This is a genomic window from Thiomonas sp. FB-6 (genome assembly GCF_000377645.1).
In the GTDB taxonomy this organism is placed as follows: domain Bacteria; phylum Pseudomonadota; class Gammaproteobacteria; order Burkholderiales; family Burkholderiaceae_C; genus Thiomonas_A.
Genome location: NZ_KB898500.1, coordinates 15,256 through 40,020 on the forward strand (window position 1 = coordinate 15,256; position 24,765 = coordinate 40,020).

Genomic DNA, 24,765 nt, shown 5'->3' on the forward strand with positions numbered 1-24,765 from the left:
TTCAGCCTTTCACCGACCCGGCCATCAGGCCGCGGACGAAATATTTACCGGATGCGATGTACACCACCAGGGTCGGCAGCGCGGCGATGACCGCGGCCGCGAAATACACGTTGTATTCCTTGACCCCCATCGAACTGTTCACGAGGTTGTTGAGCGCGGCCGTCAGCGGCGAGGTGTTGAAACTGCCGAAGGTCGACGCGAACAGGAATTCGTTCCAGATGTTCGTGAACTGCCAGATCACCGTGACCACGATGATCGGCGCGCTGTTGGGCAGCAGGATGCGCCACAGCACGCCGAAGAACCCGGCGCCGTCCATGCGCGCCGAGCGCACCAGCTCGTAGGGGAAGTTGGCGTAGTAGTTGCGGAAGAACAGCGTGACGAAACCGGTGCCGTAGACCACGTTGACGAACACCAGCCCGGCGATGGTCCCCGACAGGCCCAGCAGGCCCAGCGTGCGCGCCATCGGGATCAGCACGATCTGGAAGGGAATGAACACCGAGAACAGCAGCAGCGCGTAGACGATCTGCTGGCCGCGGAACCGGAACTGGGTCAGGATGTAGCCGTTGAGGGCGCCCATCAGCGTGGAAATGGCCACCGCCGGAATCACGATCTCGACCGAATTGGCGAAATAGGGCTTCAAGCCCTTGGCCTCCACGCCGATCTGCGCATGGCTCCAGGCCTCGCGCCAGGGGCCGAGGGTCCAGTGCTGGGGCATGGTCATCAGGCCGCCGGTCTGGATCTCGCTCAGGGGCTTGAAGGAGTTGATCAGCATCATGATCAACGGCGCCAGGAACAGCAGCGCCATGAATCCCAGAATGATGTACAGCACGATGCGCGAGACCTTCATGCCGGCCTCCGCTGCGTGGTCGGGACTGCAAGCTGCTCAGGCATTTTTGACTCGCTTGACCTCGTTGATCAGGTAGGGAAACACGAACACCCCGACCGCCAGCAGCATCAGCACCGAACTGGCCGAGCCGACTCCCATTTCATTGCGCGTGAAGGTGTACTGGTACATGAACACCGAAGGCAGCCAGCTGGAATTGCCCGGCCCGCCGCTGGTCAGCGCCACCACCAGGTCGTAGGACTTGATGGCGGTGGTCACCAGCACGACGAAGGCCGAGGCCAGCACCGGGCCGAGCTGGGGAATGATCACGTACAGGTAGATCTGCCAGGTCTTGGCGCCGTCGATGCGCGCGGCGTTGATGGGTTCGCTGTCCACGCCGCGCAGGCCGGCCAGGAACATGGCCATCACGAAGCCGCTGGCCTGCCAGATCGCGGCGATGACGATGCAGTAGATCGACATGTGCTCGCGGGTGATCCAGTCGAAGGTGAAACTGGTCCAACCCAGGCTGCGCACGATCTCCTGCAGCCCCACGCCGGGGTCGAGCATCCACTTCCACGCGGTACCGGTGACGATGAAGGACAGCGCCATCGGGTACAGGAAGATGGTGCGCACCGCGGATTCGCCGCGGATGTTCTGGTCGATCAGGATCGCCAGCCCCAGGCCCAGCGCCAGGCAGACCAGGATGTACAGCACCGAGAAGGCCGCCAGATTGTCGACGGAGACCCACCAATTGTGCAGACCCAACAGGATGTGGTAGTTCTGAAGCCCGTTGAGGTGGTACGACGGCAGCATCTGCGACGTCGTGAAGGAAAGAAATACCGTGTACGCGATATAGCCGTACACGCACACCAGCACCAGCAGCACGCTGGGGCTGAGCAGCAGCTTGGGCAGCCATCCTGCTTTCATTGCGTTGACCTTTTCGACAAAACTCGTGCCTTCCCAAGCCCGGCTCGGAATCCCTCGCGGGAGGCATTCGCAAGCCGGCCGGGTCCGCAGACCCGGCCGGCGTTCACGCTCGGTACCAGCGACCGATCAGTACTGCGCCTTCGCGGCGTCGGCGAGTTGCTTCACCGCGGCCTGGGGCGTGATTTCGCCGTTGAATTCACGGGCGATCACGTCATAGAAGGCGTTCTTGATGGCCGGCGGCACAGCATAGCCCTGCGACATGGAACCGAAAAGGGTGCCGTGCTTGTCCGCGTAGGCCAGGTCGGAAATCGCCTTCTGGCCGCAGGCGTTGAAGCCGGCCGACGGCGTGCCCAGCTCGGCCGGAGCGGCGCCCTTGAGCTGGTTGAAGCCGGCCTGCACCTTCGGCGACATGATGTCCTCGGCCATCTGGTTCTGCGCCGCGGTGTCCTTCACGTTGAAGAACACGAACACGTCGGAGTTGTAGGTCACCGTGCCCTGGGTCCCCGGGGTACGGAAGCACAGGAAGTCCTTGTTCGGGACCTTCTTGGCGTGGTTGAACTCGCCCAGCGCCCAGTCGCCCATCATCTGGAAGCCGGCCTTCTCGTTGATCACCATGCCGGTGGCCACGTTCCAGTCGCGGTTCGCGTAGTTCGGGTCGACGAACTTGTGCAGTTCGCTCATGCGCTCGAAGGCCTTGAGCATGGTCGCGGAGTTCAGCGCCTTCTGGTCGAGGTCGATGAAGGCCTTCTTGTAGAACTCGGGGCCGCCGGTGGAGACCACGACGCCGTCGAACATGGTGGCTTCCTGCCAGGACTGGCCGCCCACCGCCAGGCCGATGAAGCCGGCCTTCTTCACCTTCTCCAGGTCGGCGATGTACTGATCCCAGGTGGTCGGGGCCGAGGTCACGCCGGCCTTGGCCAGCACGGCCTTGTTGGCCCACACCCAGTTGGTCGAGTGCACGTCGATCGGGGCGGCGATCCAGTTGCCCTTGTACACGTCGAAGGCCTGCAGCGCCTTGGGCACCTTGGCCGCCCAGTCACCCTTCTGGGCCAGGGAGTTCAGGTTCTTGAGCACGCCCTGCTTGGCCCAGTCGGTGATGTCGAAGCCCAGCATCTGGGAGGCGGTGGGAGGGTCCCCCGCCAGCACCCGCGCACGCAGCGTGGTCATGGCCTGCGCGCCGCCGCCGCCGGCGATGGGCACGTCGTGCCATTGCACACCCTGCGACTGCAGGTCGTTCTTCAGCACCTGCAGCGCCGCGGCTTCGCCGCCCGAGGTCCACCAGTGGATGACCTGGACCTGTTTGTCCTGGGCCGAGGCGACGGGGATGCCGACGATGCCGGCGAGTGCAATAGCGAGTACGGTTTTTTTCACGGTTGTCTCCACGAGCGTCTGTTGCTGGGTACTTCTGAGGCATGGCCCCGGAACTGGCTGACGCGGACCAGCCGGGATCGGATGGCGCACGGCGTGCACCGTGCGCAGGAAAAATCAGGATCTTCGAGGCGGCGACGAAGTCTGGGCGGGCTTCTCCTGTGGGGCATCAGCGCGCGGACGCGCCGGGGCGCAGCGCGGCCGCCTGCGCGGCCAGTTCGCGCACGCGGTCCCAGTCGCGCGCGGCCACCAGCGCCTCGGGCGTGATCCAGGAGCCGCCGACGCAACCCACGTTCGGCAGCGCCAGGTACTCGGCGGCATTGCCGGCGTGGATGCCTCCCGTGGGGCAGAACTGCAGATGGGGCAGCGGGCCGTGCAGGGAGCGCAGCAAGGCGCGCCCGCCCACGGCCTCGGCCGGGAACAGCTTGAGGGTGTCGAAGCCTTCGTCGGCGGCGCGCATCGCTTCCGAGGCGGTGGCCACGCCGGGCAGGAAGGGCAGGCCGCCGGCGCGCGCGGCGCTGGCCAGTTCCGGGGTCAGACCGGGGCTGACGCCGAACACCGCGCCGCTGTCGACGGCGCGTTGCCATTGCGCGCGGTCGAGCACGGTGCCCGCGCCCACCACGGCCCCCGGCACGGCGTCGCGGATGCGGCGCATGGCCTCGAAGGCCGCCGGCGTGCGCAGCGTGATCTCCAGCACGGGCAGGCCGCCGTCGACCAGCGCGCGGGCCATGTCCACCGCGAGGCCCGCATCGGGCACCACGATCACCGGCATCACCGGCGCCAGGCGCAGCAGTTCGCGAGCCTTCATCGGGCGGCCTCCACCGGCACGCGGGCCAGTTCGTGTTCGTAATCGGGATGGGCGAAGGAGGCCGCGCCCTGCTCCGCCCCGTCGGCATGCCGGCGGAAGGAGGAGAACAGCTCGCGGCCCCAGCCGTACTCGTGCGCGGAGGTGTCGCCCGGCTCGGCGCGGCGCGCCTCCCACTCGTGTTGCGGCACCTGCGCCAGCAGCACGCCGCGCTCGGCGTCCACCGTCACCAGGTCGCCGTCGCGCACACGCGCCAGCGGTCCTCCGCTGACCGCCTCGGGCGTCACGTGGATGGCCGCCGGCACCTTGCCCGAAGCCCCCGACATGCGCCCGTCGGTGACCAGCGCGACCTTGAAGCCGCGATCCTGCAGCACGCCCAGCGTGGGCGTGAGCTTGTGCAACTCGGGCATGCCATTGGCGCGCGGCCCCTGGAAGCGGATCACCGCCACCAGGTCGCGTTCGAGCTCGCCGCGCTTGAAGGCGGCCAGCAGTTCGTCCTGGCTGTCGAACACCCGCGCCGGAGCGGTGATCACGCGCTGCTCGGGCTTGACGGCCGAGACCTTGATCACCGCTCGCCCCAGGTTGCCCGACAGCAGCTTGAGCCCGCCGTCGGCGCTGAAGGCGCGCGCCACCGGACGCAGCACGCTGTCGTCCAGCGGCTCGGCCGGCACGTCGCGCCAGGCCAGGCGCTGGCCGTCCAGCCAGGGCTCGCGGGTGTAGGCGCGCAGGCCCTCGCCGGCCACGGTGAGCACGTCGCCGTGCAGCAGGCCGGCGTCGAGCAGTTCGCGGATCACGAAACCCACGCCGCCGGCCGCATGGAAGTGGTTCACGTCGGCGCTGCCGTTGGGGTAGACGCGCGCCAGCAGCGGCACCACGCGGGAAAGGTCGTCGAAGTCGTTCCAGTCGATCTGGATGCCCGCCGCGCGCGCCATCGCCACCAGGTGGATGGTGTGGTTGGTCGACCCGCCGGTGGCCAGCAGGCCGACGATGCCGTTGATCACCGAGCGCTCGTCGATCATCTCGCCCACGGGGGTGAACTGCGGCCCGCCGTGGCACAGCGTGGCCGCGCGGCGCGCGGCCTCCATGGTCAGCGCCTTGCGCAGCTCGGTGTTCGGAGGCACGAAGGCGGTGCCGGGAACGTGCAGGCCCATGACCTCCATGAGCATCTGGTTGGAGTTCGCGGTGCCGTAGAAGGTGCAGGTGCCGGCGCTGTGATAGGAGCGGGTCTCGGCCTCCAGCAGCTGCTCGCGGGTGATCAGGCCTTCCGCGTAGCGCTGGCGGATGCGTGCCTTCTCGTCGTTGGGCATGCCCGAGGCCATGGGCCCGCCGGGCACGAACACGGCCGGAAGGTGGCCGAAGCTCAACGCGCCGATCAGCAGGCCGGGGACGATCTTGTCGCACACCCCCAGATACAGCGCGGCGTCGAACATCTGGTGGGTCAGCGCCACCGCGGTGGCCATGGCGATGACGTCGCGCGAGAACAGCGACAGCTCCATCGAGGGCTGACCCTGGGTCACGCCGTCGCACATGGCCGGCACGCCGCCGGCGAACTGGGCGGTGGCGCCCACCTCGGCGGCCGCCTGCTTGATCCACTGCGGGAATTCCTGCAGCGGCTGGTGGGCCGACAACATGTCGTTGTAGGCGGAGACGATGGCCAGGTTGGGCGGCGAGAGCTCCTGCAGTTGCACCAGGCGCCCCTTGGCCGGAGCCGGCATGGCCGCGATCGCGTGGGCCAGGTTGGTGCAGGACAGCTGGCTGCGCTGCACCTTGGAGCCGAAGGCCGCGCGGATGCGCCGCAGGTACAGGCCGCGGGTATGCGCGCTGCGATCGACGATTCGCTGCGTGATGTCGGCGACGACCGGATGAACAGTGGGCTTCGGATCCATGGCTTTCCAGATTTTGAACGTAGCTTAACGACATACCAGGGGCTTCCGGATAGGGAAATCCCGTAGTACAAGACCCCAAAAAACATACTATCTGCTTGTTTTTGTAGGTCTTTTAGGCGTTTTTCGACGATCCGTAACAATACTACACTGTAGCAGGATTCAAGTTGACCAGCTGTAGTTTCGCTACATACACTATGCATCCGATGCCGTCGCCGCGCCAGCCCGCAGACAAGAGTCCGCAGGCGCGCCACGGGCAATGCCGGCCTGCCTCGATGCGCCCCACGGGCGCGGGGCGGGCCCCGTCACCTAGGAAGCCCCGCGAGATCCATGTCCACCACTCCCGCTTTTGACATGGTGCTGTTCGGCGGCACCGGCGATCTGGTCATGCGCAAGATCCTGCCGGCGCTGTTCGAGTCGCACCGCGACGGCACCTTGCACCCGCAGGGCCGCATCCTGGCGCTGGGGCGCAAGGCCGCCACGCGCGAGCAGTATCTGCAGCAGGTCGAGCAGCAATCGCGCCCCCACACCCGCGTCGAGTCCACCGACCCGAGCTGGATCGGTTTCGTCGAGCGCATCGACTTCCTCAAGCTCGATTCCTCCCAGCCGGCGGATTTCGAGGCGCTGGCGCGCCAGCTGCAGGGCGGCGACCCGCAGCGCGTGATGGTGTGCTACCTGGCCACCGCGCCGCGCCTGTTCACCGAGATCTGCGCCAACCTGGCCGCGGTCGGGCTGAACCACCCCGCCGTGCGCGTGGTGCTGGAAAAGCCCCTGGGCAACGACCTGGCGTCCTCGGATGCCATCAACTCGGAAGTGGCAAGGCACTTCGGCGAACAGCAGATCTACCGCATCGATCATTACCTGGGCAAGGAGTCGGTGCAGAACCTGATGGCCATCCGGTTCGGCAACGTGCTGTTCGAACCCCTGTGGCGCCGCGACTGGATCGACCATGTGCAGATCACCATCGCCGAGGAACTCGGCGTGGAAGGCCGCGGCGAGTTCTACGAGAAGACCGGCGCGCTGCGCGACATGCTGCAGAACCACCTGCTGCAGCTGCTGTGCATGGTGGCCATGGAGCCGCCCGCCACGCTGGACGCGGACGCCATCCGCGACGAGAAGCTCAAGGTGCTCAAGGCCCTCAAGCCCATCGGGGAGAACGAGGTACCCAGCCGCACGGTGCGCGGCCAGTACCGCGCCGGCGCCGTCGACGGCAAGCCGGTCGTCGCCTACCAGCAGGAGGCCGACGTCGCCAAGGGCAGCCACACCGAGACCTTCGTCGCGGTGAAGGCCGAGATCTCCAACTGGCGCTGGTCGGGCGTGCCCTTTTTCCTGCGTACCGGCAAGCGCATGCAGGAGCGCCTGGCGGAGATCGTGATCAGTTTCCGCAGCGTGCCGCTGTCGCTGTTCGCGATGCCCGGCGGCCTGCAGGGTGCCAACCGCCTGGTCATCCGCCTGCAGCCGGCCGAGCGCATCAGCCTGCATTTCCTGGCCAAGGAGCCGGGCGACGGCATGCGCCTGCAGCCCACCTTCCTGAACCTGGATTTCCTGTCCACGTCCAACCGTCGCCGCGCCGACGCCTACGAACGCCTGCTGCTGGACGTGATCCGCGGCCAGTTGGGCCTGTTCATGCGCCGTGACGAGCTCGCCGCCGCCTGGCGCTGGGTGGAGCCGATCCTGGAGACCTGGCAGCGCGACCCCGCGGAGCCCAAGTGGTACACCGCCGGCACCTGGGGTCCGGCCGCGTCGAGCGCGCTGCTGTCGCGCGACGGCGCCTCCTGGCACGAGGAGCTGTGACACCCATGGCGTGGTCGCTGCAGGAATTCGCCGATGCGGGTCAGCAGACCGGAGCGCTGGCGCAGGCCGTGCGCGAGGGCCTGGAACAGGCGCTGCGCGCGCGCGGGCAGGCCGTGCTGGCGGTGTCCGGCGGGCGCTCGCCCATCCCGCTGTTCACCCGCCTGCGCGAACTGGACCTGGACTGGAGCCGGGTCACGCTGACCCTGGTGGACGAGCGCCTGGTACCCCCCGGGCACCCCGACAGCAACGAATCCCTGGTGCGCGAGCACCTGCTGCAGGGCCGCGCCGCGCAGGCACGCCTGCTGGGCCTGGCCACCGACCCGGCGCTCGACCTGCAGGAATGCCTGCGCCGCGCCCGGCTCGAGCAGCCGCGCGCCGACCTCGCGCTGCTGGGCATGGGAGAGGACGGCCACACCGCCTCGCTGTTCCCCGGCGCCGCGGGCATCGAGTCCGCGCTCGACCCGGCCTGCCCCGAGCGCTACGTGGGGGTGATTCCTCCGGCGGCGGCGCATACGCGCATCAGCATGAGCCTGGCGGCACTGCTGGAATGCCCGGGCCTGCTGCTGGCCATCGCCGGGCCGGCCAAGCGCCGCGTGTTCGAGGCCGCCTGCGCCGACCCGCGCAGCAGCCTGCCCGTGGCGCGGCTGCTGCACCAGGCCCGCGTCACCGTACGCAGCTTCTGGGCCGCATGATGCCGACGCCCCTGCCCCACCTGCTGGCCGACATCGGCGGCACCAACGCCCGCTTCGCCCTGGAGCAGGACGGACGCATCGGCGAGATCCGCGTGCTCGCCTGCGCCGACTATCCGAGCCTGCAGGATGCGATGCGCGCCTACCTGCGCACCAGTTCCACCGAGGTGCGCCACGCGGCCATCGGCATCGCCAACCCGGTCTACACCGACCGCGTGCGCATGACCAACCACCACTGGGAGTTCTCCATCGAGGCGCTGCGCCGGGAAATGGGACTGGAGACCTTCCTGGTGATGAATGACTTCGCGGCGCTGGCGCTGTCGCTGCCCTTCCTGCCCGAGCAGGAACTGCGCCGCGTCGGCGGCGGCCAGGCCGAGCCGCGCGCGGCCCGCGGCGTGGTCGGCGCCGGCACCGGGCTCGGCGTGGGCGCCCTCGTGGCCAGCGCCGACGGCTCCTGGCAGGCCGTGGCCGGCGAGGGAGGGCATGTCAGCTTCAGCCCGGTGGACGAGGAGGAAGTCGACCTGTGGCGCTTCGCGCACGCGCGCTACGGCCATGTGTCCGCCGAGCGCCTGCTGCAGGGGCGAGGTCTGGAACTGATCCACGAATGGGTGTGCGCCAGCTCGCGCCAGCCCGGCGCGCCGCTGCCCGCCGCGCGCATCACGGAGTTGGGCCTGGGCGGCGCCGACGCCGCCTGCCGCCGCAGCCTGGAGCTGTACTGCCGCATCCTGGGCACGGTGGCGGCGAACGTGGCGCTGACCGTGGACGCGCGGGGCGGACTGTATATTGGCGGCGGCATCGTGCCGCGCCTGGGCGACTTTCTCGAGCAGTCCTCCTTCCGTGCCCGCTTCGAGGACAAGGGGCGGCTGTCGGTGCTGCTCGCGCGCATCCCCGTGCTCGTGATCCACAGCCCCTGGCCGGCGCTGATCGGCGCCGGGGTCGGGCTGCGCCAACATCTGGAGCGTCAGCCCCATGCTTGAACGTATTCGCGACCAGTACGAGCAGCTCTCCGCGGCCGAGCGCAAGGTGGCCGACGAGTTGCTGCAGCACCCGAACGACTTCGTGCGCGCGGCGGTCGCCGACATCGCGCGCATCGCCGGGGTCAGCCAGCCCACGGTGATCCGCTTCGCGCGCTCGGTGGGCTGCACCGGGCTGCAGGAACTCAAGCTCAAGCTGGCGGGCAGCCTGGTCAGCGGGGTGCCCTACGTGCACGCCGACGTCACCGCGGGCGACAGCATCGCGGAAGTCTCGGCGAAGATCTTCGACAACGTGATCTCGGCGCTGATCAAGTGCCGCAACGAGGTCAGCCCGCAAAGCATCGAGGACGCGGTGGACCTGATCGCGCAGACGCGGCGCCTGGAGTTCTACGGACTGGGCAACTCGGGCATCATCGCCGCCGACGCCCAGCACAAGTTCTTCCGCTTCGACATTCCCACCGTGGCCTACTCGGACCCGCACGTGCAGTCCATGGCGGCGGCGCTGCTCGGCCCGCGCGACGTGCTGGTGGCGATCTCCAACTCCGGGCGCACCAACGAGCTGCTGGATGCCGCGGACATCGCGCTGGGCAACGGTTGCCGGGTGATCGCGCTGACCTCGCCGGGCTCGCCGCTGGCGCGCATGGCCACCGTGCCCATCTATGCCAACGCGCGCGAGGACGCGGAGATCTACAGCCCGATGATCTCGCGCATCCTGCACCTGACCCTGATCGACGTGCTGGCCGTGGGCGTGGCGCTCAAGCGCGGGCCGGCGGTGATCCAGCCCCTGGAGCGGACCAAGCAGAGCCTGCGCACGCGCAAGCGCGTGGCCGAGGATCCGAGCTGAGCCCGCCCCGCCCTCACGCGCCGCGGCCGCCGGGGCGCGGCCCAACCGTTTTCACGACCGCGATGAGCCAACTGACCGAACTGCCTTCCTGGAAGGCCCTGTGGAGCCATTTCACGCGCGCCCGCGACTGGCACATGCGCGCGCTGTTCGAAGCCGATCCCCAGCGCGCCGAGAAATTCTGGCTGGAACAAAGCGGCCTGCGGCTGGATTACTCCAAGAACCGCATCACCCACCAGACCATGACCCTGCTGCTGCAACTGGCGCGGGAGGCGGGGGTGCCCGAGCGCATCCGCGCGATGTTCGCCGGCGAGCGCATCAACACCACCGAGCAGCGCGCGGCCTTCCACATCGCGCTGCGCAACCGCTCGGGCCAGCCGATGGGCATCGACGGCGAGGACGTCATGCCCAGGGTGCTGGGGGTGCTCGAGCGCATGGCGCGCTTTTCCGACGCGGTGCGCAACGGCGAATGGCTGGGCTACACGCAGCAGCCCATCACCGACATCGTCAACATCGGCATCGGCGGCTCCGACCTGGGCTCGCTGATGGTGTGCGAGGCCCTGAAGGCGCATGCGCACCCGCGGCTGAACATGCACTTCGTCTCCAACGTGGACAGCTCGCAGCTCAAGGAGACGCTGCGCCGGGTGCACGCGGAGACGACCCTGTTCATCATCGAGTCCAAGACCTTCACCACCCACGAGACCCTGACCAACGCGCACACCGCGCGCGAGTGGTTCGTGCATCGCGCCAGGGACCCCGCGGCCGTGGCCCGGCATTTCGTCGCGGTGTCGACCAACCGCAAGGCGGTGGGCGAATTCGGCATCGACCCGGCCAACATGTTCGAGTTCTGGGACTGGGTGGGCGGACGCTACAGCCTGTGGTCGGCCATCGGCCTGCCCATCATGCTGTACATCGGCGAGAAGAACTTCCTGGACCTGCTGAGCGGAGCGCACAGCATGGACCAGCACTTCCGCGATGCGCCGCTGGAGAGCAACCTGCCGGTGGTGCTGGGCCTGCTGGGAGTCTGGTACATCAACTTCTTCGGCGCCGGCAGCCACGTGATCGCGCCCTACGACCAGTACCTGCACCGCCTGCCGGCCTTCATCCAGCAGCTGGACATGGAGTCCAACGGCAAGCGCACGACCCTGGACGGCCGGCTGGTGGACTACGAGACGGCGCCCATCATCTGGGGCGAGACGGGCATCAACGGCCAGCACGCCTTCTTCCAGCTGCTGCACCAGGGCACCCACATCTCGCCCATCGATTTCATCGCCTCGCTGGACGGCCGCGGCTCGCTGCCGGGCCACCACGAGATCCTGATGGCCAACATGTTCGCGCAGTCCGAGGCCTTCATGCGCGGGCGCAACGCCGACGAGGTGCGCGCCGAACTGCAGGCCCAGGGGCTGGACCAGGCGGCCATCGAGCACCTGCTGCCCTACAAGGTCTTCGACGGCAACCGGCCGAGCAACACCCTGCTGCTCGAACGCCTGGACCCCTTCTGCCTGGGCGCGCTGGTCGCGCTGTACGAGCACAAGATCTTCGTGCAGGGCGTGGTGTGGAACATCAACTCCTTCGACCAGTGGGGCGTGGAACTGGGCAAGCAGCTCGCGCATACCATCCTCGCGGAGCTCGAGGGCCGCAGCCCGCCCCAGGCCCACGACGCCTCCACCCAGCGCCTGATCCAGCTTTACCTTCAAAGCAACCGCGGCCCGCGGGCCGGGGCCTGAATCCCCTCCTCCTCCTGTTCCCATTCCTGGAAATCGATCGATGTTCGTGGTCTGCGGTGAAGCCTTGATGGACGTGTTCGGGGTGCGCGACACCCCGGGCGGAATGGACATGGACGCCCGCGTGGGCGGCTCTCCGCTGAACGTGGCGCTGGGGCTGACGCGCCTGGGCCAGCGAGCCGCCTTCGTCTGCACCCTGTCGAGGGACTTTCTCGGCGAACGCATCGTGCGCTTCTTGCAGGACGAAGGCGTGGACCTGTCCCTGCTGCAGCGCAGCGCCTCGCGCACCACGCTGAGCCTGGTGGGGGTGGATTCGCGGGGCATTCCCGCCTACTCCTTCTACGGCGAGGGCGCGGCCGACCGCGAACTCGACCTGCAGGCGCTGGGCGAACTGCCCGAGCAGGTCCGCGCCATCCACCTGGGCTCCTTCGCGCTGGCCGTGCAGCCGGTGGGCACGGCGCTGCGCCGCCTGGTGGAGCGCGAGCGCTCGCGGCGCCTGATCGTGTGGGACCCCAACATCCGGCTCAACGTGCAACCGGAACTCGCTCCCTGGCGCGAGCTGCTGGACTGGATGCTCGCGCGCTGCGACGTGGTCAAGATCAGCGACGAGGACCTGCAGCTGCTGCTGCCCGGCACGACCCCGCAGGACTTCGCCCGGCGCGCGCAGGCCGCCGGTTGCTCGCTGGTGGTGGTCACGCGCGGTGCGCAGGGAGCCGTGGCCTGGTCCCGCGCCGCGCAGGCCGAGGTGCCCGCGCGCCCGGCCGAGCTGGTCGACACCGTGGGTGCCGGGGACACTTTCCAGGCCGCCCTGCTGACCTGGCTGGCCGAGGCCGGACTGCTCGGCAAGGAGGCTCCCGCGGAGCTCGACGCCCAGGCCCTCGCGCGCATGCTGGACTTCGCCGCGCGCGCCGCGGCCATCACCTGCTCCCGGCGCGGCGCCGACCTGCCGCGCCGCGCCGAACTGCCCCGCTGATCCCGGCGATCCTCCGGAACCTCGGCACGCCATGCGAGTCGGGCCCCCAAGCGCCACTTCTCGTGAAATGCTATTCACAAAGCTATTCATCAATCTATTCATACCCTCGCCCTGCGTATGGCCTCCCATACCGATCAGATTCGCATGCATCTTGCGCGAGAGCCATTGACGTCTCGCCAACTTGTTGAAAAACTGAGGGTTAGCCAACCAACCGTCGCGAGATCTGCTGGCGGCCGAACATGTCGCGGCGAAGGTTCTGCGCAGCGCCGGAATTCCTGCATCGTCAACTCGCCTCATCGACACCGATGGCCGGCGCTTCCTGGAAGTCGAGCGTTTCGACCGCGTGGGCCTGTCCGGCCGACGCGCCCTGCACTCCCTGAGCGCGCTGGAGGCTGAATTCGTCGGCGCTGCCGGCGCCACGCCTGCACCCTGGCATCTCGCCGGAGGCCTGGCGCCATGCCCTCGATCTCGCACAGCGATTCATTGGGAAAATGTCCAGTTCGCCAGACTTTTCTGCAGACTGGGAAGGATGCGCAAGCGCACTGCAGGCCCATGTCGCACGGGCTCGCACGATGATCAGCCGCATGAGCTGAGCGTTGGAGTCGACTCCGGTTCCCTCGACACCGGCCAGGCGCGAGACGTCGAGGGGCTGCATCTGGTCACGACGTGACCTTGGAGCGAGCACGCCGCGACCCGGGGGTGGCTGGGAATCTCATGAAGCCTTGAGCCAATGTCCAGGCCACGTCAAGTGAGCTGGGTTGAGCCTACGGCCGCTACCGGGGCACTACGATGACGGCCATGTTCCAGGCGCTGCGTCCGGTCAACCTGCTCAATGCCCTCACGCCCCGCAGGGGGCTGCGCCGGCTGCGGGATGTGGCCTATGGGGGGCATCCGCGACAGCGCCTGGACGTGTACATGCCGCGGGAGCCTTGCGCGCAGGCCTCCAGGCCCCTGGTGGTGTTTTTCCACGGGGGCAGCTGGCAGAGCGGTTCGCGCGGCGACTACCTTTTTGTCGGGCAGGCGCTGGCCAGCTGCGGCTGCGTGACCGTCGTGCCCGATTACCGCCTGTACCCGCAGGCGAAGTTTCCCGATTTCGTGCACGACGCGGCCGCCGCATTCGCCTGGGCGCGCGAGCATGCGCCCGAGTTCGGGGCGGATCCCCGGCGAGTCTTCCTCATGGGACACTCCGCGGGCGCGCAAATGGCCGCGCTGCTCGCCACGGATGGGTCGTACCTGCGGGCCCGCGAACTCGGAACGGATGCCATCGCCGGGGTGATCGGCCTGGGCGGCGCCTACGACTTCCTGCCCTTGCGCGATCCCGTGCTCGAGGAGATCTTCCCCGCGCAGGACCGGCATCTCAGCCAGCCCGTGCATTTCGTGCGGGGCGGGCACCCTCCGATGCTGCTGGCCGTCAGCGTCGACGACAGGGTGGTCGACCCCGGCAACACCGAGCGCATGGCGACGCGCCTGCGCGGGGTGGGCAGCCCGGTGCGTGTGCTGCGCTACCGGCGCCTGGGGCATATCCTGATCCTGGGCGTGCTGGGCATCGTGCTGCGCCCCTTCGTGCCGCTGCTGCGCGAGCTGGGCCGATTCATCGACCAGCAGGCGGCCTGAACGGCGGGCAGTGCACGGGAATCGCGTGCCGGATGCCCCGCCACGACCATGCGAACGAGCTCAAGAGCCACCCTCATGCAGCTGAAAGACGTCTGAATCGATCGTCAAGTCGCTTCCTTCGGTCGTCGTGAGGGCACGGTCAATGCCTCGAAACCTGAAACCACGTCGAACAGTTCCTCGTCGATACCGCTCTGACGCAGACGGTGGAACGCGCCCTGGAGAATCTGCAGCAACTCGTCGATGTTCCGGTCGGCACGTTCCATCGCCGCCAGGCGGCTGGCGTTCTCGCTCGCCAGGGATTCGGCACAAGCGCGAAAGAGCGAGACGAACAGATATTCGCGAATGAGCGCTCGCAGCGTTGCGCCGCTCAACCCGATGACCTCCGGCAACAGCGCGGTCGGCCAACGACCACCCGCGAGCGCGCGGGTCCAGCTGCCGTCCAGCGGCAGTAGTCGCAGGCTCACGGGGGCATACGCGCCTGCCGCGCTGGGGCGGTTGTAGTAGAGGTGGAGTTCGGGGGCTTGCGCCGGCTGGGTGCCGACTTCCTGCGCGACCAGAATCTTCCCGACCAGCGGCGTGATGGCCTGGACGCCATTCGGTACGGCGTAGAGTTCGACCAGTTGCACACCCGCGTCGGCCAGGCGCGCATGCGCCCGCTCGCCGACAGCCCAGACCCGGGGCGTACCTGGCAGCGCGGACAGGGCAGCGATGGCGTGCTCGACCACGATCTCGTTGAACCGCCCGACCAGGCCCTGGTCCGAACCGAAGACGACGGCGCGGATATCCCCGGGCGCCGGTTCACGTGTCGCGCCATCGGCATGGGCTGTCATGCCGCCTTGGCGCAAACATGCTCCCAGCCCCAGTTCCACCGTCCGCGCATAGTCCGCCAGCGCGGCCACCGAGTTCTCGTACTGGGTGATGCTCGAGGCCGCCAGCGCCTTCATGGTGCGAACGACGGAATGCAGCTCGCCGGCGCTGGCGACCTTGCGCCGCAGGCTGGCCGTGCTGTCGCTCATCGACGCTCCTGCGTGCCGTGATCGGTTTCGGGCCGATCCGCGGTGATGGGCGCGGCCGCGGCTGCCGCCTCGGTCGAGGTGCCCCCGGGCTGAAAGGCTTCCAGCGCACGGCGAGCGGCCTCGATGACCTTGGCGCGATCCTCGTCCCGCAGCGTGTCGGCGCTCTCCAGGCGCTCGCACAGATCCTCCGGAAGATGCCCTGCCGCCTCGCGCACGGCACGCTCCGCGTCCGCCATCCGGTCCATCGGCAACGCGTCGAAGTGGCCGTTCGTCAACGTCAGCAGGACGGCAATCTGTGCCGGAACCGGCACAGGCGCGAACTCCGGCTGCTTGAGGCAGGCGCGGATTCGTTGCCCATGCTCGACGGACTTGCGTGTGTCGTCATCCAGTCGCGCACCGAAGCGGGCAAAGACCTCGAGTTCCTCGAACTGCGCGTAGGCGAGCTTGAGGTCCCCCGCCACCGCGCGGTAGGCCGCCGGCTGCGCCTTGCCTCCGACGCGCGAGACCGACTGGCCGACGTCGATCGCCGGCAGCACACCGAGGTCGAACAGCGACGGCGACAGCATGATCTGACCATCGGTGATCGAGATCAGGTTCGTCGGGATATAGGCCGCGAGGTTCTGCGCTTCGGTCTCGATGATGGGCAGGGCGGTGAGCGAGCCGCCACCGAGTTCGGCGCGCAGGTGCGTGGCGCGCTCGAGCAGGCGCGCGTGGATGTAGAAGATGTCGCCCGGAAACGCCTCACGGCCGGGCGGCCGGCGCAGCAGCAGAGACAACTCCCGGTAGGCACGGGCGTGCTGTGTGAGGTCGTCGTACACGATCAACACGTCGCGCCCCGCTGCCATGAAGTGCTCGGCGATGCTGGTCGCCGCATAGGGCGCGATATAGGCCAGACCGGGTGGATCGTTGCCTTCGGCAACCACCATCACGGTGTAGGCGAAGGCCCCGTTGTCGCGCAACACGGCCGCCACCTTCGCGACGGCGGAGGCGCGTTGGCCGATGGCGCAATACACGCACACGACATCGCGCCCGCGCTGGTTGAGGATGGCGTCGATCGCGATCGCCGTCTTGCCCGTCTGACGGTCGCCCAGGATCAACTCGCGCTGCCCGCGCCCGATGGGAATGAGCGCATCGACGACCTTCAGGCCGGTCTGCAGCGGCACCGTGACGGGCGCGCGGTCCATGATGGGCGCAGCAGGGCGTTCGATGGGCAGGCGATCCGCGGTACGCAATGCGCCGCCGCCATCGAGCGGCCGCCCCAGCGGGTTGACGATGCGTCCCAGCAAGGCATCGCCCACCGCCACGTCCATGACGCGGCCTTCGCGTTCGACTTCGTCACCCGCGTGCAGATGCACATGATCGCCGAGCAGAACGACGCCGATCTCGTCCTCGTCCACGTTGAACGCGATGCCGCGCAGGCCGCCGGCAAAACGGATCAGTTCCTCGAAACCGACGCCGGGCAAGCCGCTGACCGTGGCGATGCCCGTGGAAACGGTCGTGATCGTGCCGACTTCGCGCGGGATCAAGCGCGGCTCGAACCGCTCTCGCGCCTGGCGCAGGCCCGCGAAGGCCTGATCGAAGACACCCTGCAGGCCCGCGGGCGACGCGCTCACGGCAGATCCCCCCCGGTTGCGCGGCCCGGCGGTGGCTCGGGCAGGGACTGCGCCTTCAGCAGTTCACCCACGCCTCGTTGCAGCGACGACAGATAGTCCGCGATGCTCCAGGCCACCTTTTGTCCGTTCGCGCGCAGTTCGATTCCACCCACCAGATCCGGCGCGGTCTCGAAGCGCAGCGCGATGTCGGGCCCGAAGGTGTCATGGACCGCGGCTTCGATGGCCGCACGCTGCGGCGCGGGCAGGTCGAATGCGCTGCGCAGGCTTGCCGGCCCGGCCGCTGCCCCGAGAGCCCGGGCGAGGCTTTCCCGGGTGTCGCCTTCGAGGGCGCGCAGGCGCCGCGTGAACTCGTCGCACATACGCTGTTCCAGTGCGGTGTCGGCCAGATCCTTCAAGGCCTGGCGCGCGATCGCGAACACCTCGTCCTGAGCGCGCCGGACGATGGTCTGGTTCAGGTTCCCGGCTTCGGTTCGAAGTGCCTCCTCGCGCCTGGACGTGAACTCCGCGGCCGCCTGCCGAGCTGCCTCGAGCAGTCGCTGGCGCTCCGCGTTCGCCTCTTCGGTGGCCCGGCTCAGCAAGGCGGCTCGCTGCTGATCGAACACGTCGTTCTTGTGCCGGATCTCGGCACGTTCCTGGGCCGCCTCGGCCCGCCTGGAAGCGGCATCGGCGAGTTCGGCGGCGATGCGCGCCTCCCGAGCGTCGATCGCATCGAGGATGGGCTGGTACAGGAAGCGCTTCATCAGCCACACCAGAATGGCGAAGTTCAGCGCCTGCGCGCCGACGGTGAACCAGTCGATCGGCATGGCCTACTTGCCCGCGACCTGCGCGATGGCCTGGTTCCAGAAGGGATTGGCGAAGATGAGGATCATCGAGACCACGAAGCAGTAGATGGCCGTGGACTCGATCATCGCCAGCCCGACGAACAACGTGCGGGTGATGGTGGCCGATGCATCAGGCTGCTGCGCCAGCGAGCTCAGCGCCGTCGCGACGGCGCGACCCTCGGCCAGCGCCGGACCGATGGCGCCGAAACTGGTGGTGAATCCCGCGGTGACGATCGATGCCACGGCAATCAGGGTCGTGCTGTCCATGGGGAGTCCTTGAGGTTGCGGGTGGCTGGCTCAGGCGCCGCGCGCTGGCTCGGGGCTCGGTTCGCGAGCCCGGGTGCGCGTGGCGGCCGCGATGTAGACCGCGGCCAGGATGCTGAAGATGTAGGCCTGCACCATGCCGGTGAGAAGGCCCAGCAAGGTCATGACGATGGGGAAGAAAAAGGGCGTGATCGACAACAGGATGCCGACGATCATCGCCCCGCTCATCATGTTTCCGAACAGGCGTACCGCCAGCGCCAGGGTGCGGGAGAGCTCGCTGATGAGGTTGAACGGTAGCATGATCGGCGTCGGCTCGACGTACGACTTGAGGTAGCCGCCCAGCCCCCGGTCGCGAATGCCGAAGAAGGGAACCGCCACCAGCACGCACAGCGCCAGGGCCGTCGTGGTCGACAGCGATCCGGTCGGCGGCTCGTAGCCGGGAACGACGGTGAACAGGCTTGCCGTGGCGACAAACAGGAACAGCGTGCCGAGGAAACCGAGATACCGCCTGGGCTCGCGCAGGCCGACCTCCTGGATCTGCCGTTCGATGCCGGTCACGACGATCTCCAGCAGGTTCTGCCAGCGCGAGCGTTCGTGTCGCGTGGACAGCCTGCGAGTGATCAGCATCGACCCCAGCACCAGCACGAGCATCAAGGCCCAGGTGAACGCAATGGTCGCGTTCAGCTTGAAGATCCCGTGCTGCCAGAAGATGACCTCGTCGGGGCTAAGGCGCATGGCGGGCCTTCCTTTGCGTGCGGGGCGCGACGGCCTGGCTGTCCGCGCGTGGCCTGGTCAACCGGGTTATGGCCATGTGCGCGATGCCGAAGCCGAGCAGGCACGCCACCAACCGATCCGCCTGGCCGCCGGCAACGACGTAGAACCCGGCCAGCGTCACGCCCATGCGCAACAACACGCTGGCGAGGAACCACCGCGCCGGCGTCGCCGACGAAGCGCCCCGCAGTACCGTCCACCACAGGCCGCCGTAGAACATCGCACCGAGCGCGCCTCCCGCCACGAGCGCCAGCGCGAGCACGCCCGGATCACGGATCGTCATGGTGCTGTTCCTCCTGTATGGCCCGGCCTTCCTTGGCGACCCAGTGCCAGGCGTTCGCGCAGCCGATGACCAGACCGGCGACCAGCAGGGCCAGGGTCCAGTGCCTGCCGCCCGGATGGGCCTTGTCCAGCCACATGCCGAGCGCTGCGCCGAGCAGCGTCGGCACCGCCACCGACCAGCCGATCAGCCCCATCATGCCGAGACCGAACCAGACTCCCCGGTCGGCGTCGCGCCGAGCCCTGAGCTTGCGCGCGGCCTTGGCGCCGATCCGGCCGGCGAGCTCCGGCCCATGATCGCTCGGCCCGGTCGGTGGTCGCTGGGGCTCGGGTCGGTCAGTCACGTTGAACCTCCGCGAAGCGGTGCAGGAATCCGTTTTCCAGTTTGGCCGACACCTCGCGCAGGCTGCGTTCATCCTCGTCCAGCGTCAGGTACTCCCGTTCGACCCGAGCGTGCAAGTGGGCGAGATCGGTGCCGCCCATGGCGCGGCGCACCGACACGAGCACCTGCGGCCCCGTCTTGACCAGTACGCCTTCGTCCACGGCCAGGAAGACCTCGTCGTGCTCCTGCGTCTCGTAGAGCAGAAGACCGGGCGTCAGCGCCGTGACGCAATCCAGGCGGTGCGGCAGCAGGCCGAACGAGCCCGCAGGCGTATCCACCACGATGCGCCGGACGCCGGCGATGTCGGCGAACACCCGGAAGGGGAGCAGAACCCTAAGGTGCATCGCTGTGCGCCTCGGCATCGGTCATCCGGGTGGTCGGCTCCTGCACGATCTGCGTCGGGCGCTTGACCTGCGCGACCGTTCCGATCATGTACAGCGCCCGTTCCGGGACGTCCTGGAATTCATCGCGCAAGATGCGCTCGCAACCATCTAGCGTGTCCGTGATGGCGACGAGTTCACCCTGGAGCCCGGTGAACTGCTCGGTGGTGAAAAACGGCTGCGTGAGGAAGCGCTCCAGTCGGCGCGCGCGTGCCACGATGCCGCGGTCGCGCGCGGAAAGCTGCTCGAGGCCGAGCATGGCGATGATGTCCTTGAGCTGCGCGTATTGGGCCAGCGTGCGCCGGATCTCCTGCGCCAGGTCGTAGTGCCTCGCGCCGACGATGCCCGGCGTGGCCATCTTGGATGCGGATTGCAGCGGATCGATGGCCGGATACAGCCCTTCGCTCGCGCGCTTGCGCGAAAGCACGATCGACGCCGACAGATGCGAGAAGGTGTGCACGGCCGCCGGGTCGGTGAAATCGTCGGCCGGCACGTAGACGGCCTGGATCGACGTGATGGCACCCGCCTCGGTGTTGGCGATGCGCTCTTCCAACCCGGCCAGCTCGGTGCCCATGGTCGGCTGATACCCCAGGCGCGAGGGCATCTGCCCCATCAGGCCGGACACCTCGGCGCCGGCCTGGATGAAGCGGAAGATGTTGTCGACCAGCAGCAGCACGTCGCGGTGCTCGTCGTCGCGGAAATACTCGGCCATCGTCAGTGCCGCATGGCCGACTCGAAAGCGCGCGCCCGGCGGCTCGTTCATTTGCCCGAAAAGCATCACCATGTTCGGCAGGACACCGGCCTGCCTCATCTCGCGATACAGTTCCTCGCCCTCGCGAGAGCGCTCGCCGATGCCGCAGAAGATGCTGACCCCCTGCTGGTGACGGATCATGTTGTGGATCATTTCGGTGAGCAGCACCGTCTTGCCCACACCGGCACCGCCGAACAGACCAGCCTTGCCGCCGCGCTCCAGCGGCGCGAGCGCGTCGATGATCTTGATGCCGGTCTCGAAGATCTCGGAGCGCGTGGAGCGCTGCGCCAGCGGCGGCGGCGAGCGGTGCACCGAACGCCCTTCGACGCCCGACAGCGCCGGCCCGCCATCGATGGTGTTACCGAACACGTCGAACATGCGCGACAGGATCGCCTGGCCCACCGGCGCGCGCAACGGCCCGCCGCTGTCCAGGACCCGTATGCCGCGAGCCAGCCCCTGCGTAGGCGTCAGGGCGATCGCGCGCACGTGATGCGCGTCGCGCTGGGACAGCACTTCCATGACGATGCGCCCGCCCGCTCCCGCACGCAACAGCGTGTAGATCGGCGGCAAACGCTCGTCGAAGCGGACATCGACCACACTTCCGCGCACGGAAGTCACCGCACCCACGTTGGGAGATGCGCGTGATGGCGACAGGGCTGCTGCCGTGGATGACGAGGCCAAGCCGATTTCTCCGCGCCCGGCGCCCGCGCCGGGCCGTTGTCCCGGCAGGCGCGAATCGTGTCGAACGTCGAGTCATCGTACTCGGGCCGGGGTTTCGTTCCTTTACCAGGATCAAGTTCCCGGCGATCCCGGCCCGCGACTCGTCCAACGGCCGCGCACTACCGGCGTCACGTGCTGAAAAGTGCGACAGATCGTTCTGCGTCGTATCTCGGATTCAGCAGATCCCGAACGCCGGTCGCGACTACGTCCGCGTGCTCTCCTCGAGCCCTAAAAGGAGCGTCATCTGCAGCGCCGCCAACTCGCGCAATCTGCCCGGGTCGGCATGGATACGTTCCATGACGGCCAGGCCTCGTGTAAAGACCATGATGGCCCGGGCGGCCTTGTCCGGCGAAAGGCGCAGTGACTCTCGCAGGACATCCCGCGACAGCGCATCGGCGATCATGGTCTCCAGTTGCTCCACGAGCTCGCGTACGCGGTGCAGTGCGGACTCACCGATCGCGCCGCTCTCGACGGCTGTCTTGGTCGTGAAACATCCCCGAGGCGGCACATCAGCCGTCATGCTGATGATCGACACCTCGAAGAAGCGCTCCAGCGCGAGCCGCGCGGTGGGAGCGTCCAGCGCCTGCCGAGACTCGGCAAGGACCCGTTCGGCATAGCGATCGAAGGCCAGCTCGAAGAGGTGCTCCTTGCTGGCGTACGCGTGGTACAGGGAGCCCCGCTGCACGTCGGTGGCCTCGGCCAGGTCGGCCATGGAGGTCGCCAGCCATCCTTGGGACCAGAACACGTCCAGCACCTTGTCGAGCACGGTCGCCTCGTTGAACTGCCTGGTCATGACCATGGCTTTCCAGACCTCCGAAGAAAATTTACATTAATGTCAACGTTGACGGATATGATAACGATACCGTCATTGCCGAGGCCAAGGCGCCCTTTGCGCGCGATCCATGGATCCACGCAGCTGAGCCCATCCCCTGCGCAAGGAACAAGAATGGTCATCGTCAAGCCCCAGCGAATCCCGAGCTCCCAAGCTCACGTAGCCGCCCCGTCATCAGGAGCCGGCTGGGCCGCGGTCCTTCTCGCGGCCACGCTGTGGGGCACGACCGGTATCGTGTTCCATGCGCTGGGCCATTCGGGCGGTGCCAACGCAGCGTCCATCGGCTTCGCCCGTCTTGCGCTATCCGTACCCTTCCTTCTGGCCATGGCGCGGGCACGCACGGGGGTTTGGCTCGCTGCGCTGACCCTGCGCGGCCTCGCGACCCTGAGCGCCCTGGGTTTGGCCATGGCAGCGTACCAACTCACCTACGTGCTGGCCCTGGAGCGCGTGGGGGTCGCCATCGCGGTACTCATCAGCATCTGCGGCGCGCCGATCTTCGTTGCGCTGATTTCCGTGGCCTGCCTCGGCGAGCGCCTGCGGGCAAGAACCATGGTCGCCCTGGCGACGGCCATCGCGGGGACGGTGCTGATGGTAGGGCTGCCGTCGGCGGTCGGCGGCCATGGTCATCGCTTCCAGATCGGAATCGCGCTCGCCGTCGCTTGCGCGCTTTGCCAGGCCTTGTACGTGCTCGCAGCGCAAGCCTCGAGCAAGGTCTGCGGGCCCATGCACGCTGGCGGGATCGCCTTCGGCATCGGCGCGCTGGCCTTGCTGCCCATCGCCTGGAGCGAAGGCCTGCATGTGAGCCCCTCCCCGGGAAACTGGGCGATGCTGTTGTACGTCGCCGCGGTGCCTACGGCGATTGCGCAGACCCTGTTTCTCGTCGGACTCCAGGGCACCGGAGCAGTGGGCGGCGCCATTGCGAGCCTGCTCGAGCCACTCGTGGCAACCTTGCTTGCGGTCGTGCTCTTGCACGAGCGCATGCACTGGACGGGAGCTATCGGCGCGGCCTTGCTGCTCAGCGGCATCGGGATCCTTCAGTGGAGTCCCGGGAAACGTGGTGCATCGGCGCGCATGGCCGATGACCTGGGACGACCTGGACACCAGCACGGGGCGGGTTCCTTGCGGTCGAGCGGCCATGGAGTCGTGCAGCAGCCGCCTCCGACATCGACCGAAATTGGGACAATGTGACAGCATTCGATCGCGGTCAACTTCCTGGAGGTACCTGTGCAAACAGTCTCGGCATTGGTGGCGGTTGCAGTACCGCTCTGCCTTGGATCCGCCAGTCCTGGGCCAAGTTTCCTTATGGTCGCTCGAACAGCCGCCGCGCGCATGCCCTCCGCGCTGCGATGGGCGTGGGGGTTGGCGGGCTTGTGTTTGCGCTCGCAGCGCTGATCGGCTTGAACGCCGTGTTCAAAGCTGTGCCGACCTTGTACCTTGCGTCCAAGGCGCTCGGCGGCGCCTACCTTTGTTATCTCGGACTACGCCTCTGGCGAAGTGCCTCGCGGCCTCTCGGATGGGGCCCTGCCGATATGCCGAGTGAAAGGTCCAGATCGGCGTTTCTGCTGGGGTTTGCCACACAGATCAGCCATCCCAAGACCGCCGTTGTCTACGCAAGCGTGTTCGCGGCATTCATGCCTGCGGCCCCCACGCCGCTATTCGAAATGGCCCTCGTCACGATGGTGTTCTTCATCGAGGCCGGGTGGTACGCCCTCCTCGCCACCACATTGGCAGCGCAGGCGCCGCGCACGGTATACCTGCGGTTGAAGACTTGGCTCGACCGCTGCGCTGGGGGGATCCTCTGCGCGCTGGCACTGGGCCTGGTGCGTTCCGCGATCCAGCGCTGACGGGTTGCCGAAAAAATGGCGGGCAAGCAGGAGCGTCGCGAACAAGCCCGGTTTGCCATGGGGCGAGGCTTGTCGCGGCGGAGGCAGCGGCTCAACAGACGGCTGATCTCGGCGACCGCTTCATGCAGCATCACGGTCGCCCTCGACGAATGACTCCAACAGCTGCTCAGGCCGACGAGCTGACGCCCACAGTCCTTCGGCGCTTCTGGGCAGCTAGCTCCCTCCGCGTGGAGAAGTGGCCCTGTCGGTCCTGGCGCGGTTGCCAACGGTCGGGGCCCACACCTAGTGGAGCAGCCCCTGCGACTTCTTAGGCAGTCCCGCCTTGGACTCCCAGATCCGTAGACTCCGGCGTCCCACCAGGCCTCAGGCGAGACAGGTCTTATCTGCGCGGGACAGCCTTTAAGGCAACGCTGAAGAAGCACCTGTTTTTGCAGAAGCCGGGCCCTACGATTTCAGGATGCGGGAACTCGATTCGATGAGGGTGATTTGGCGCCCATCGGGCCTCATTCGCGAGCCTTTCGACCCGCCTTGCGCCCTTATGGACGCACCTGTGCCATGAGCCGATTTCGGCACATGAAGATGTTGCTCAAGGCCAGCGCGGCGAACGCGCGCGTCGCGTTCTTATCCAGTCCGCGATAGCGCACCTTGCTGAAGCCCCACAGCCGCTTGATGACGCC

Annotated in this window: 25 protein-coding genes and 1 pseudogene; 9 read left to right on the forward strand and 17 right to left on the reverse strand. The window is 67.9% G+C overall.

The window, feature by feature from the left end:
- Position 1 precedes the first annotated feature (1 nt).
- The 5 genes from D466_RS0116110 to edd form a co-directional block, all read right to left on the reverse strand.
- Positions 2 to 847 (reverse strand): carbohydrate ABC transporter permease, encoded by an 846-nt coding sequence (locus D466_RS0116110; RefSeq protein WP_018914739.1) that lies wholly within the window; start codon positions 845 to 847, stop codon positions 2 to 4.
- Positions 848 to 883: 36 nt separating this feature from the next.
- Positions 884 to 1,750: a carbohydrate ABC transporter permease gene (locus D466_RS0116115; RefSeq protein WP_018914740.1), complete on the reverse strand. Its 867-nt coding sequence runs from the start codon at positions 1,748 to 1,750 to the stop codon at positions 884 to 886.
- 126 nt (positions 1,751 to 1,876) lie between these two features.
- Positions 1,877 to 3,121: an ABC transporter substrate-binding protein gene (locus D466_RS0116120; protein WP_018914741.1), complete on the reverse strand. Its 1,245-nt coding sequence runs from the start codon at positions 3,119 to 3,121 to the stop codon at positions 1,877 to 1,879.
- A gap of 166 nt (positions 3,122 to 3,287) precedes the next feature.
- Positions 3,288 to 3,926 (reverse strand): bifunctional 4-hydroxy-2-oxoglutarate aldolase/2-dehydro-3-deoxy-phosphogluconate aldolase, encoded by a 639-nt coding sequence (gene eda, locus D466_RS0116125; RefSeq protein WP_018914742.1) that lies wholly within the window; start codon positions 3,924 to 3,926, stop codon positions 3,288 to 3,290.
- Positions 3,923 to 5,809: a phosphogluconate dehydratase gene (gene edd, locus D466_RS0116130; protein ID WP_018914743.1), complete on the reverse strand. Its 1,887-nt coding sequence runs from the start codon at positions 5,807 to 5,809 to the stop codon at positions 3,923 to 3,925. The genes eda and edd overlap by 4 nt, the downstream gene beginning before the upstream one ends.
- A gap of 327 nt (positions 5,810 to 6,136) precedes the next feature.
- Between edd and zwf the strand changes: the two genes are divergently transcribed.
- From zwf to D466_RS0116160, 6 genes are all read left to right on the forward strand, one after another.
- Complete coding sequence (gene zwf / locus D466_RS0116135; protein WP_026285371.1) at positions 6,137 to 7,600, forward strand: glucose-6-phosphate dehydrogenase; 1,464 nt, start codon at positions 6,137 to 6,139, stop codon at positions 7,598 to 7,600.
- Between the two features lie 5 nt (positions 7,601 to 7,605).
- The gene (gene pgl / locus D466_RS0116140) at positions 7,606 to 8,292 is read left to right on the forward strand and encodes a 6-phosphogluconolactonase (protein ID WP_018914745.1); all 687 of its coding nucleotides are present in this window, start codon (positions 7,606 to 7,608) and stop codon (positions 8,290 to 8,292) included.
- Positions 8,289 to 9,266 carry a glucokinase gene (locus tag D466_RS0116145; RefSeq protein ID WP_018914746.1) on the forward strand — a complete coding sequence of 326 codons (978 nt, stop codon included), beginning with the start codon at positions 8,289 to 8,291 and terminating at the stop codon, positions 9,264 to 9,266. Before pgl ends, D466_RS0116145 begins: the two co-directional genes overlap by 4 nt.
- Positions 9,259 to 10,107 carry an SIS domain-containing protein gene (locus D466_RS0116150; RefSeq protein ID WP_018914747.1) on the forward strand — a complete coding sequence of 283 codons (849 nt, stop codon included), beginning with the start codon at positions 9,259 to 9,261 and terminating at the stop codon, positions 10,105 to 10,107. Before D466_RS0116145 ends, D466_RS0116150 begins: the two co-directional genes overlap by 8 nt.
- A gap of 62 nt (positions 10,108 to 10,169) precedes the next feature.
- Positions 10,170 to 11,831 (forward strand): glucose-6-phosphate isomerase, encoded by a 1,662-nt coding sequence (gene pgi, locus D466_RS0116155; protein WP_018914748.1) that lies wholly within the window; start codon positions 10,170 to 10,172, stop codon positions 11,829 to 11,831.
- A 40-nt stretch (positions 11,832 to 11,871) separates the two neighbouring features.
- Complete coding sequence (locus D466_RS0116160; RefSeq protein ID WP_018914749.1) at positions 11,872 to 12,801, forward strand: carbohydrate kinase; 930 nt, start codon at positions 11,872 to 11,874, stop codon at positions 12,799 to 12,801.
- Between the two features lie 283 nt (positions 12,802 to 13,084).
- Here D466_RS0116160 and D466_RS24515 read toward each other — a convergent pair whose 3' ends face one another.
- A complete protein-coding gene (locus D466_RS24515; protein WP_196803501.1) occupies positions 13,085 to 13,456 on the reverse strand; it encodes a hypothetical protein in 372 nt (123 codons plus the stop codon).
- Between the two features lie 143 nt (positions 13,457 to 13,599).
- On the opposite strand from D466_RS24515, the gene D466_RS22055 reads away from it, so the two are divergent.
- Positions 13,600 to 14,415 carry an alpha/beta hydrolase gene (locus tag D466_RS22055; RefSeq protein WP_018914751.1) on the forward strand — a complete coding sequence of 272 codons (816 nt, stop codon included), beginning with the start codon at positions 13,600 to 13,602 and terminating at the stop codon, positions 14,413 to 14,415.
- Between the two features lie 104 nt (positions 14,416 to 14,519).
- On the opposite strand, the gene D466_RS0116175 is transcribed toward D466_RS22055, so the two are convergent.
- The 10 genes from D466_RS0116175 to D466_RS0116220 all read right to left on the reverse strand — a co-directional run bounded on the left by D466_RS0116175 (position 14,520) and on the right by D466_RS0116220 (position 22,211).
- Positions 14,520 to 15,431, reverse strand: coding sequence for a F0F1 ATP synthase subunit gamma (locus tag D466_RS0116175; RefSeq protein WP_018914752.1), 912 nt, complete (start codon positions 15,429 to 15,431; stop codon positions 14,520 to 14,522).
- A complete protein-coding gene (locus D466_RS0116180) occupies positions 15,428 to 17,044 on the reverse strand; it encodes an alternate F1F0 ATPase, F1 subunit alpha (RefSeq protein ID WP_018914753.1) in 1,617 nt (538 codons plus the stop codon). Before D466_RS0116180 ends, D466_RS0116175 begins: the two co-directional genes overlap by 4 nt.
- Positions 17,041 to 17,847: a F0F1 ATP synthase subunit delta gene (locus D466_RS0116185; RefSeq protein ID WP_018914754.1), complete on the reverse strand. Its 807-nt coding sequence runs from the start codon at positions 17,845 to 17,847 to the stop codon at positions 17,041 to 17,043. Before D466_RS0116185 ends, D466_RS0116180 begins: the two co-directional genes overlap by 4 nt.
- A gap of 3 nt (positions 17,848 to 17,850) precedes the next feature.
- Positions 17,851 to 18,132, reverse strand: a complete 282-nt coding sequence (locus D466_RS0116190) for a F0F1 ATP synthase subunit C (RefSeq protein ID WP_018914755.1) — start codon at positions 18,130 to 18,132, stop codon at positions 17,851 to 17,853.
- A gap of 30 nt (positions 18,133 to 18,162) precedes the next feature.
- Positions 18,163 to 18,864, reverse strand: coding sequence for a F0F1 ATP synthase subunit A (locus D466_RS0116195; RefSeq protein WP_018914756.1), 702 nt, complete (start codon positions 18,862 to 18,864; stop codon positions 18,163 to 18,165).
- Positions 18,854 to 19,183: an ATP synthase subunit I gene (locus D466_RS0116200; RefSeq protein WP_018914757.1), complete on the reverse strand. Its 330-nt coding sequence runs from the start codon at positions 19,181 to 19,183 to the stop codon at positions 18,854 to 18,856. Before D466_RS0116200 ends, D466_RS0116195 begins: the two co-directional genes overlap by 11 nt.
- Positions 19,170 to 19,523, reverse strand: coding sequence for an AtpZ/AtpI family protein (locus D466_RS0116205; RefSeq protein WP_026285374.1), 354 nt, complete (start codon positions 19,521 to 19,523; stop codon positions 19,170 to 19,172). The genes D466_RS0116200 and D466_RS0116205 overlap by 14 nt, the downstream gene beginning before the upstream one ends.
- Positions 19,516 to 19,875, reverse strand: coding sequence for a F0F1 ATP synthase subunit epsilon (locus tag D466_RS0116210; RefSeq protein ID WP_018914759.1), 360 nt, complete (start codon positions 19,873 to 19,875; stop codon positions 19,516 to 19,518). Before D466_RS0116210 ends, D466_RS0116205 begins: the two co-directional genes overlap by 8 nt.
- Before the next feature lie 19 nt (positions 19,876 to 19,894).
- On the reverse strand, positions 19,895 to 21,346 hold the full coding sequence (atpD, locus tag D466_RS0116215; protein WP_038166571.1) for a F0F1 ATP synthase subunit beta: 1,452 nt from the start codon (positions 21,344 to 21,346) through the stop codon (positions 19,895 to 19,897).
- A 268-nt stretch (positions 21,347 to 21,614) separates the two neighbouring features.
- Entirely contained in the window at positions 21,615 to 22,211 is a 597-nt protein-coding gene (locus D466_RS0116220) for a TetR/AcrR family transcriptional regulator (RefSeq protein WP_018914761.1), read from the reverse strand.
- Positions 22,212 to 22,358: 147 nt separating this feature from the next.
- On the opposite strand from D466_RS0116220, the gene D466_RS0116225 reads away from it, so the two are divergent.
- Both D466_RS0116225 and D466_RS22060 read left to right on the forward strand, forming a co-directional pair.
- Complete coding sequence (locus D466_RS0116225) at positions 22,359 to 23,432, forward strand: DMT family transporter (protein ID WP_018914762.1); 1,074 nt, start codon at positions 22,359 to 22,361, stop codon at positions 23,430 to 23,432.
- A gap of 158 nt (positions 23,433 to 23,590) precedes the next feature.
- Positions 23,591 to 24,088, forward strand: a complete 498-nt coding sequence (locus D466_RS22060) for a LysE family transporter (RefSeq protein ID WP_018914763.1) — start codon at positions 23,591 to 23,593, stop codon at positions 24,086 to 24,088.
- A gap of 536 nt (positions 24,089 to 24,624) precedes the next feature.
- On the opposite strand, the pseudogene D466_RS24120 reads toward D466_RS22060, so the two are convergent.
- Positions 24,625 to 24,765: pseudogene (locus tag D466_RS24120) on the reverse strand (IS5/IS1182 family transposase); the annotation flags it as partial.

Bases quoted from the DNA above. Each gene is read 5' to 3' on its own strand.
- edd (WP_018914743.1), bottom strand. From the start codon at position 5,809: ATGGATCCGAAGCCCACTGTTCATCCGGTCGTCGCCGACATCACGCAG.
- D466_RS0116110 (WP_018914739.1), bottom strand. From the start codon at position 847: ATGAAGGTCTCGCGCATCGTGCTGTACATCATTCTGGGATTCATGGCG.
- D466_RS0116185 (WP_018914754.1), bottom strand. From the start codon at position 17,847: ATGCCGATCGACTGGTTCACCGTCGGCGCGCAGGCGCTGAACTTCGCC.
- D466_RS0116115 (WP_018914740.1), bottom strand. From the start codon at position 1,750: ATGAAAGCAGGATGGCTGCCCAAGCTGCTGCTCAGCCCCAGCGTGCTG.
- D466_RS24515 (WP_196803501.1), bottom strand. From the start codon at position 13,456: ATGCAGCCCCTCGACGTCTCGCGCCTGGCCGGTGTCGAGGGAACCGGA.
- D466_RS0116150 (WP_018914747.1), top strand. From the start codon at position 9,259: ATGCTTGAACGTATTCGCGACCAGTACGAGCAGCTCTCCGCGGCCGAG.
- D466_RS0116160 (WP_018914749.1), top strand. From the start codon at position 11,872: ATGTTCGTGGTCTGCGGTGAAGCCTTGATGGACGTGTTCGGGGTGCGC.
- D466_RS0116190 (WP_018914755.1), bottom strand. From the start codon at position 18,132: ATGGACAGCACGACCCTGATTGCCGTGGCATCGATCGTCACCGCGGGA.
- pgi (WP_018914748.1), top strand. From the start codon at position 10,170: ATGAGCCAACTGACCGAACTGCCTTCCTGGAAGGCCCTGTGGAGCCAT.
- D466_RS0116175 (WP_018914752.1), bottom strand. From the start codon at position 15,431: ATGAGCGACAGCACGGCCAGCCTGCGGCGCAAGGTCGCCAGCGCCGGC.
- D466_RS0116195 (WP_018914756.1), bottom strand. From the start codon at position 18,864: ATGCGCCTTAGCCCCGACGAGGTCATCTTCTGGCAGCACGGGATCTTC.
- D466_RS0116200 (WP_018914757.1), bottom strand. From the start codon at position 19,183: ATGACGATCCGTGATCCGGGCGTGCTCGCGCTGGCGCTCGTGGCGGGA.
- D466_RS0116145 (WP_018914746.1), top strand. From the start codon at position 8,289: ATGATGCCGACGCCCCTGCCCCACCTGCTGGCCGACATCGGCGGCACC.
- D466_RS0116225 (WP_018914762.1), top strand. From the start codon at position 22,359: ATGGTCATCGTCAAGCCCCAGCGAATCCCGAGCTCCCAAGCTCACGTA.
- eda (WP_018914742.1), bottom strand. From the start codon at position 3,926: ATGAAGGCTCGCGAACTGCTGCGCCTGGCGCCGGTGATGCCGGTGATC.
- D466_RS0116220 (WP_018914761.1), bottom strand. From the start codon at position 22,211: ATGGTCATGACCAGGCAGTTCAACGAGGCGACCGTGCTCGACAAGGTG.
- D466_RS22055 (WP_018914751.1), top strand. From the start codon at position 13,600: ATGTTCCAGGCGCTGCGTCCGGTCAACCTGCTCAATGCCCTCACGCCC.
- zwf (WP_026285371.1), top strand. From the start codon at position 6,137: ATGTCCACCACTCCCGCTTTTGACATGGTGCTGTTCGGCGGCACCGGC.
- D466_RS22060 (WP_018914763.1), top strand. From the start codon at position 23,591: ATGGGCGTGGGGGTTGGCGGGCTTGTGTTTGCGCTCGCAGCGCTGATC.
- pgl (WP_018914745.1), top strand. From the start codon at position 7,606: ATGGCGTGGTCGCTGCAGGAATTCGCCGATGCGGGTCAGCAGACCGGA.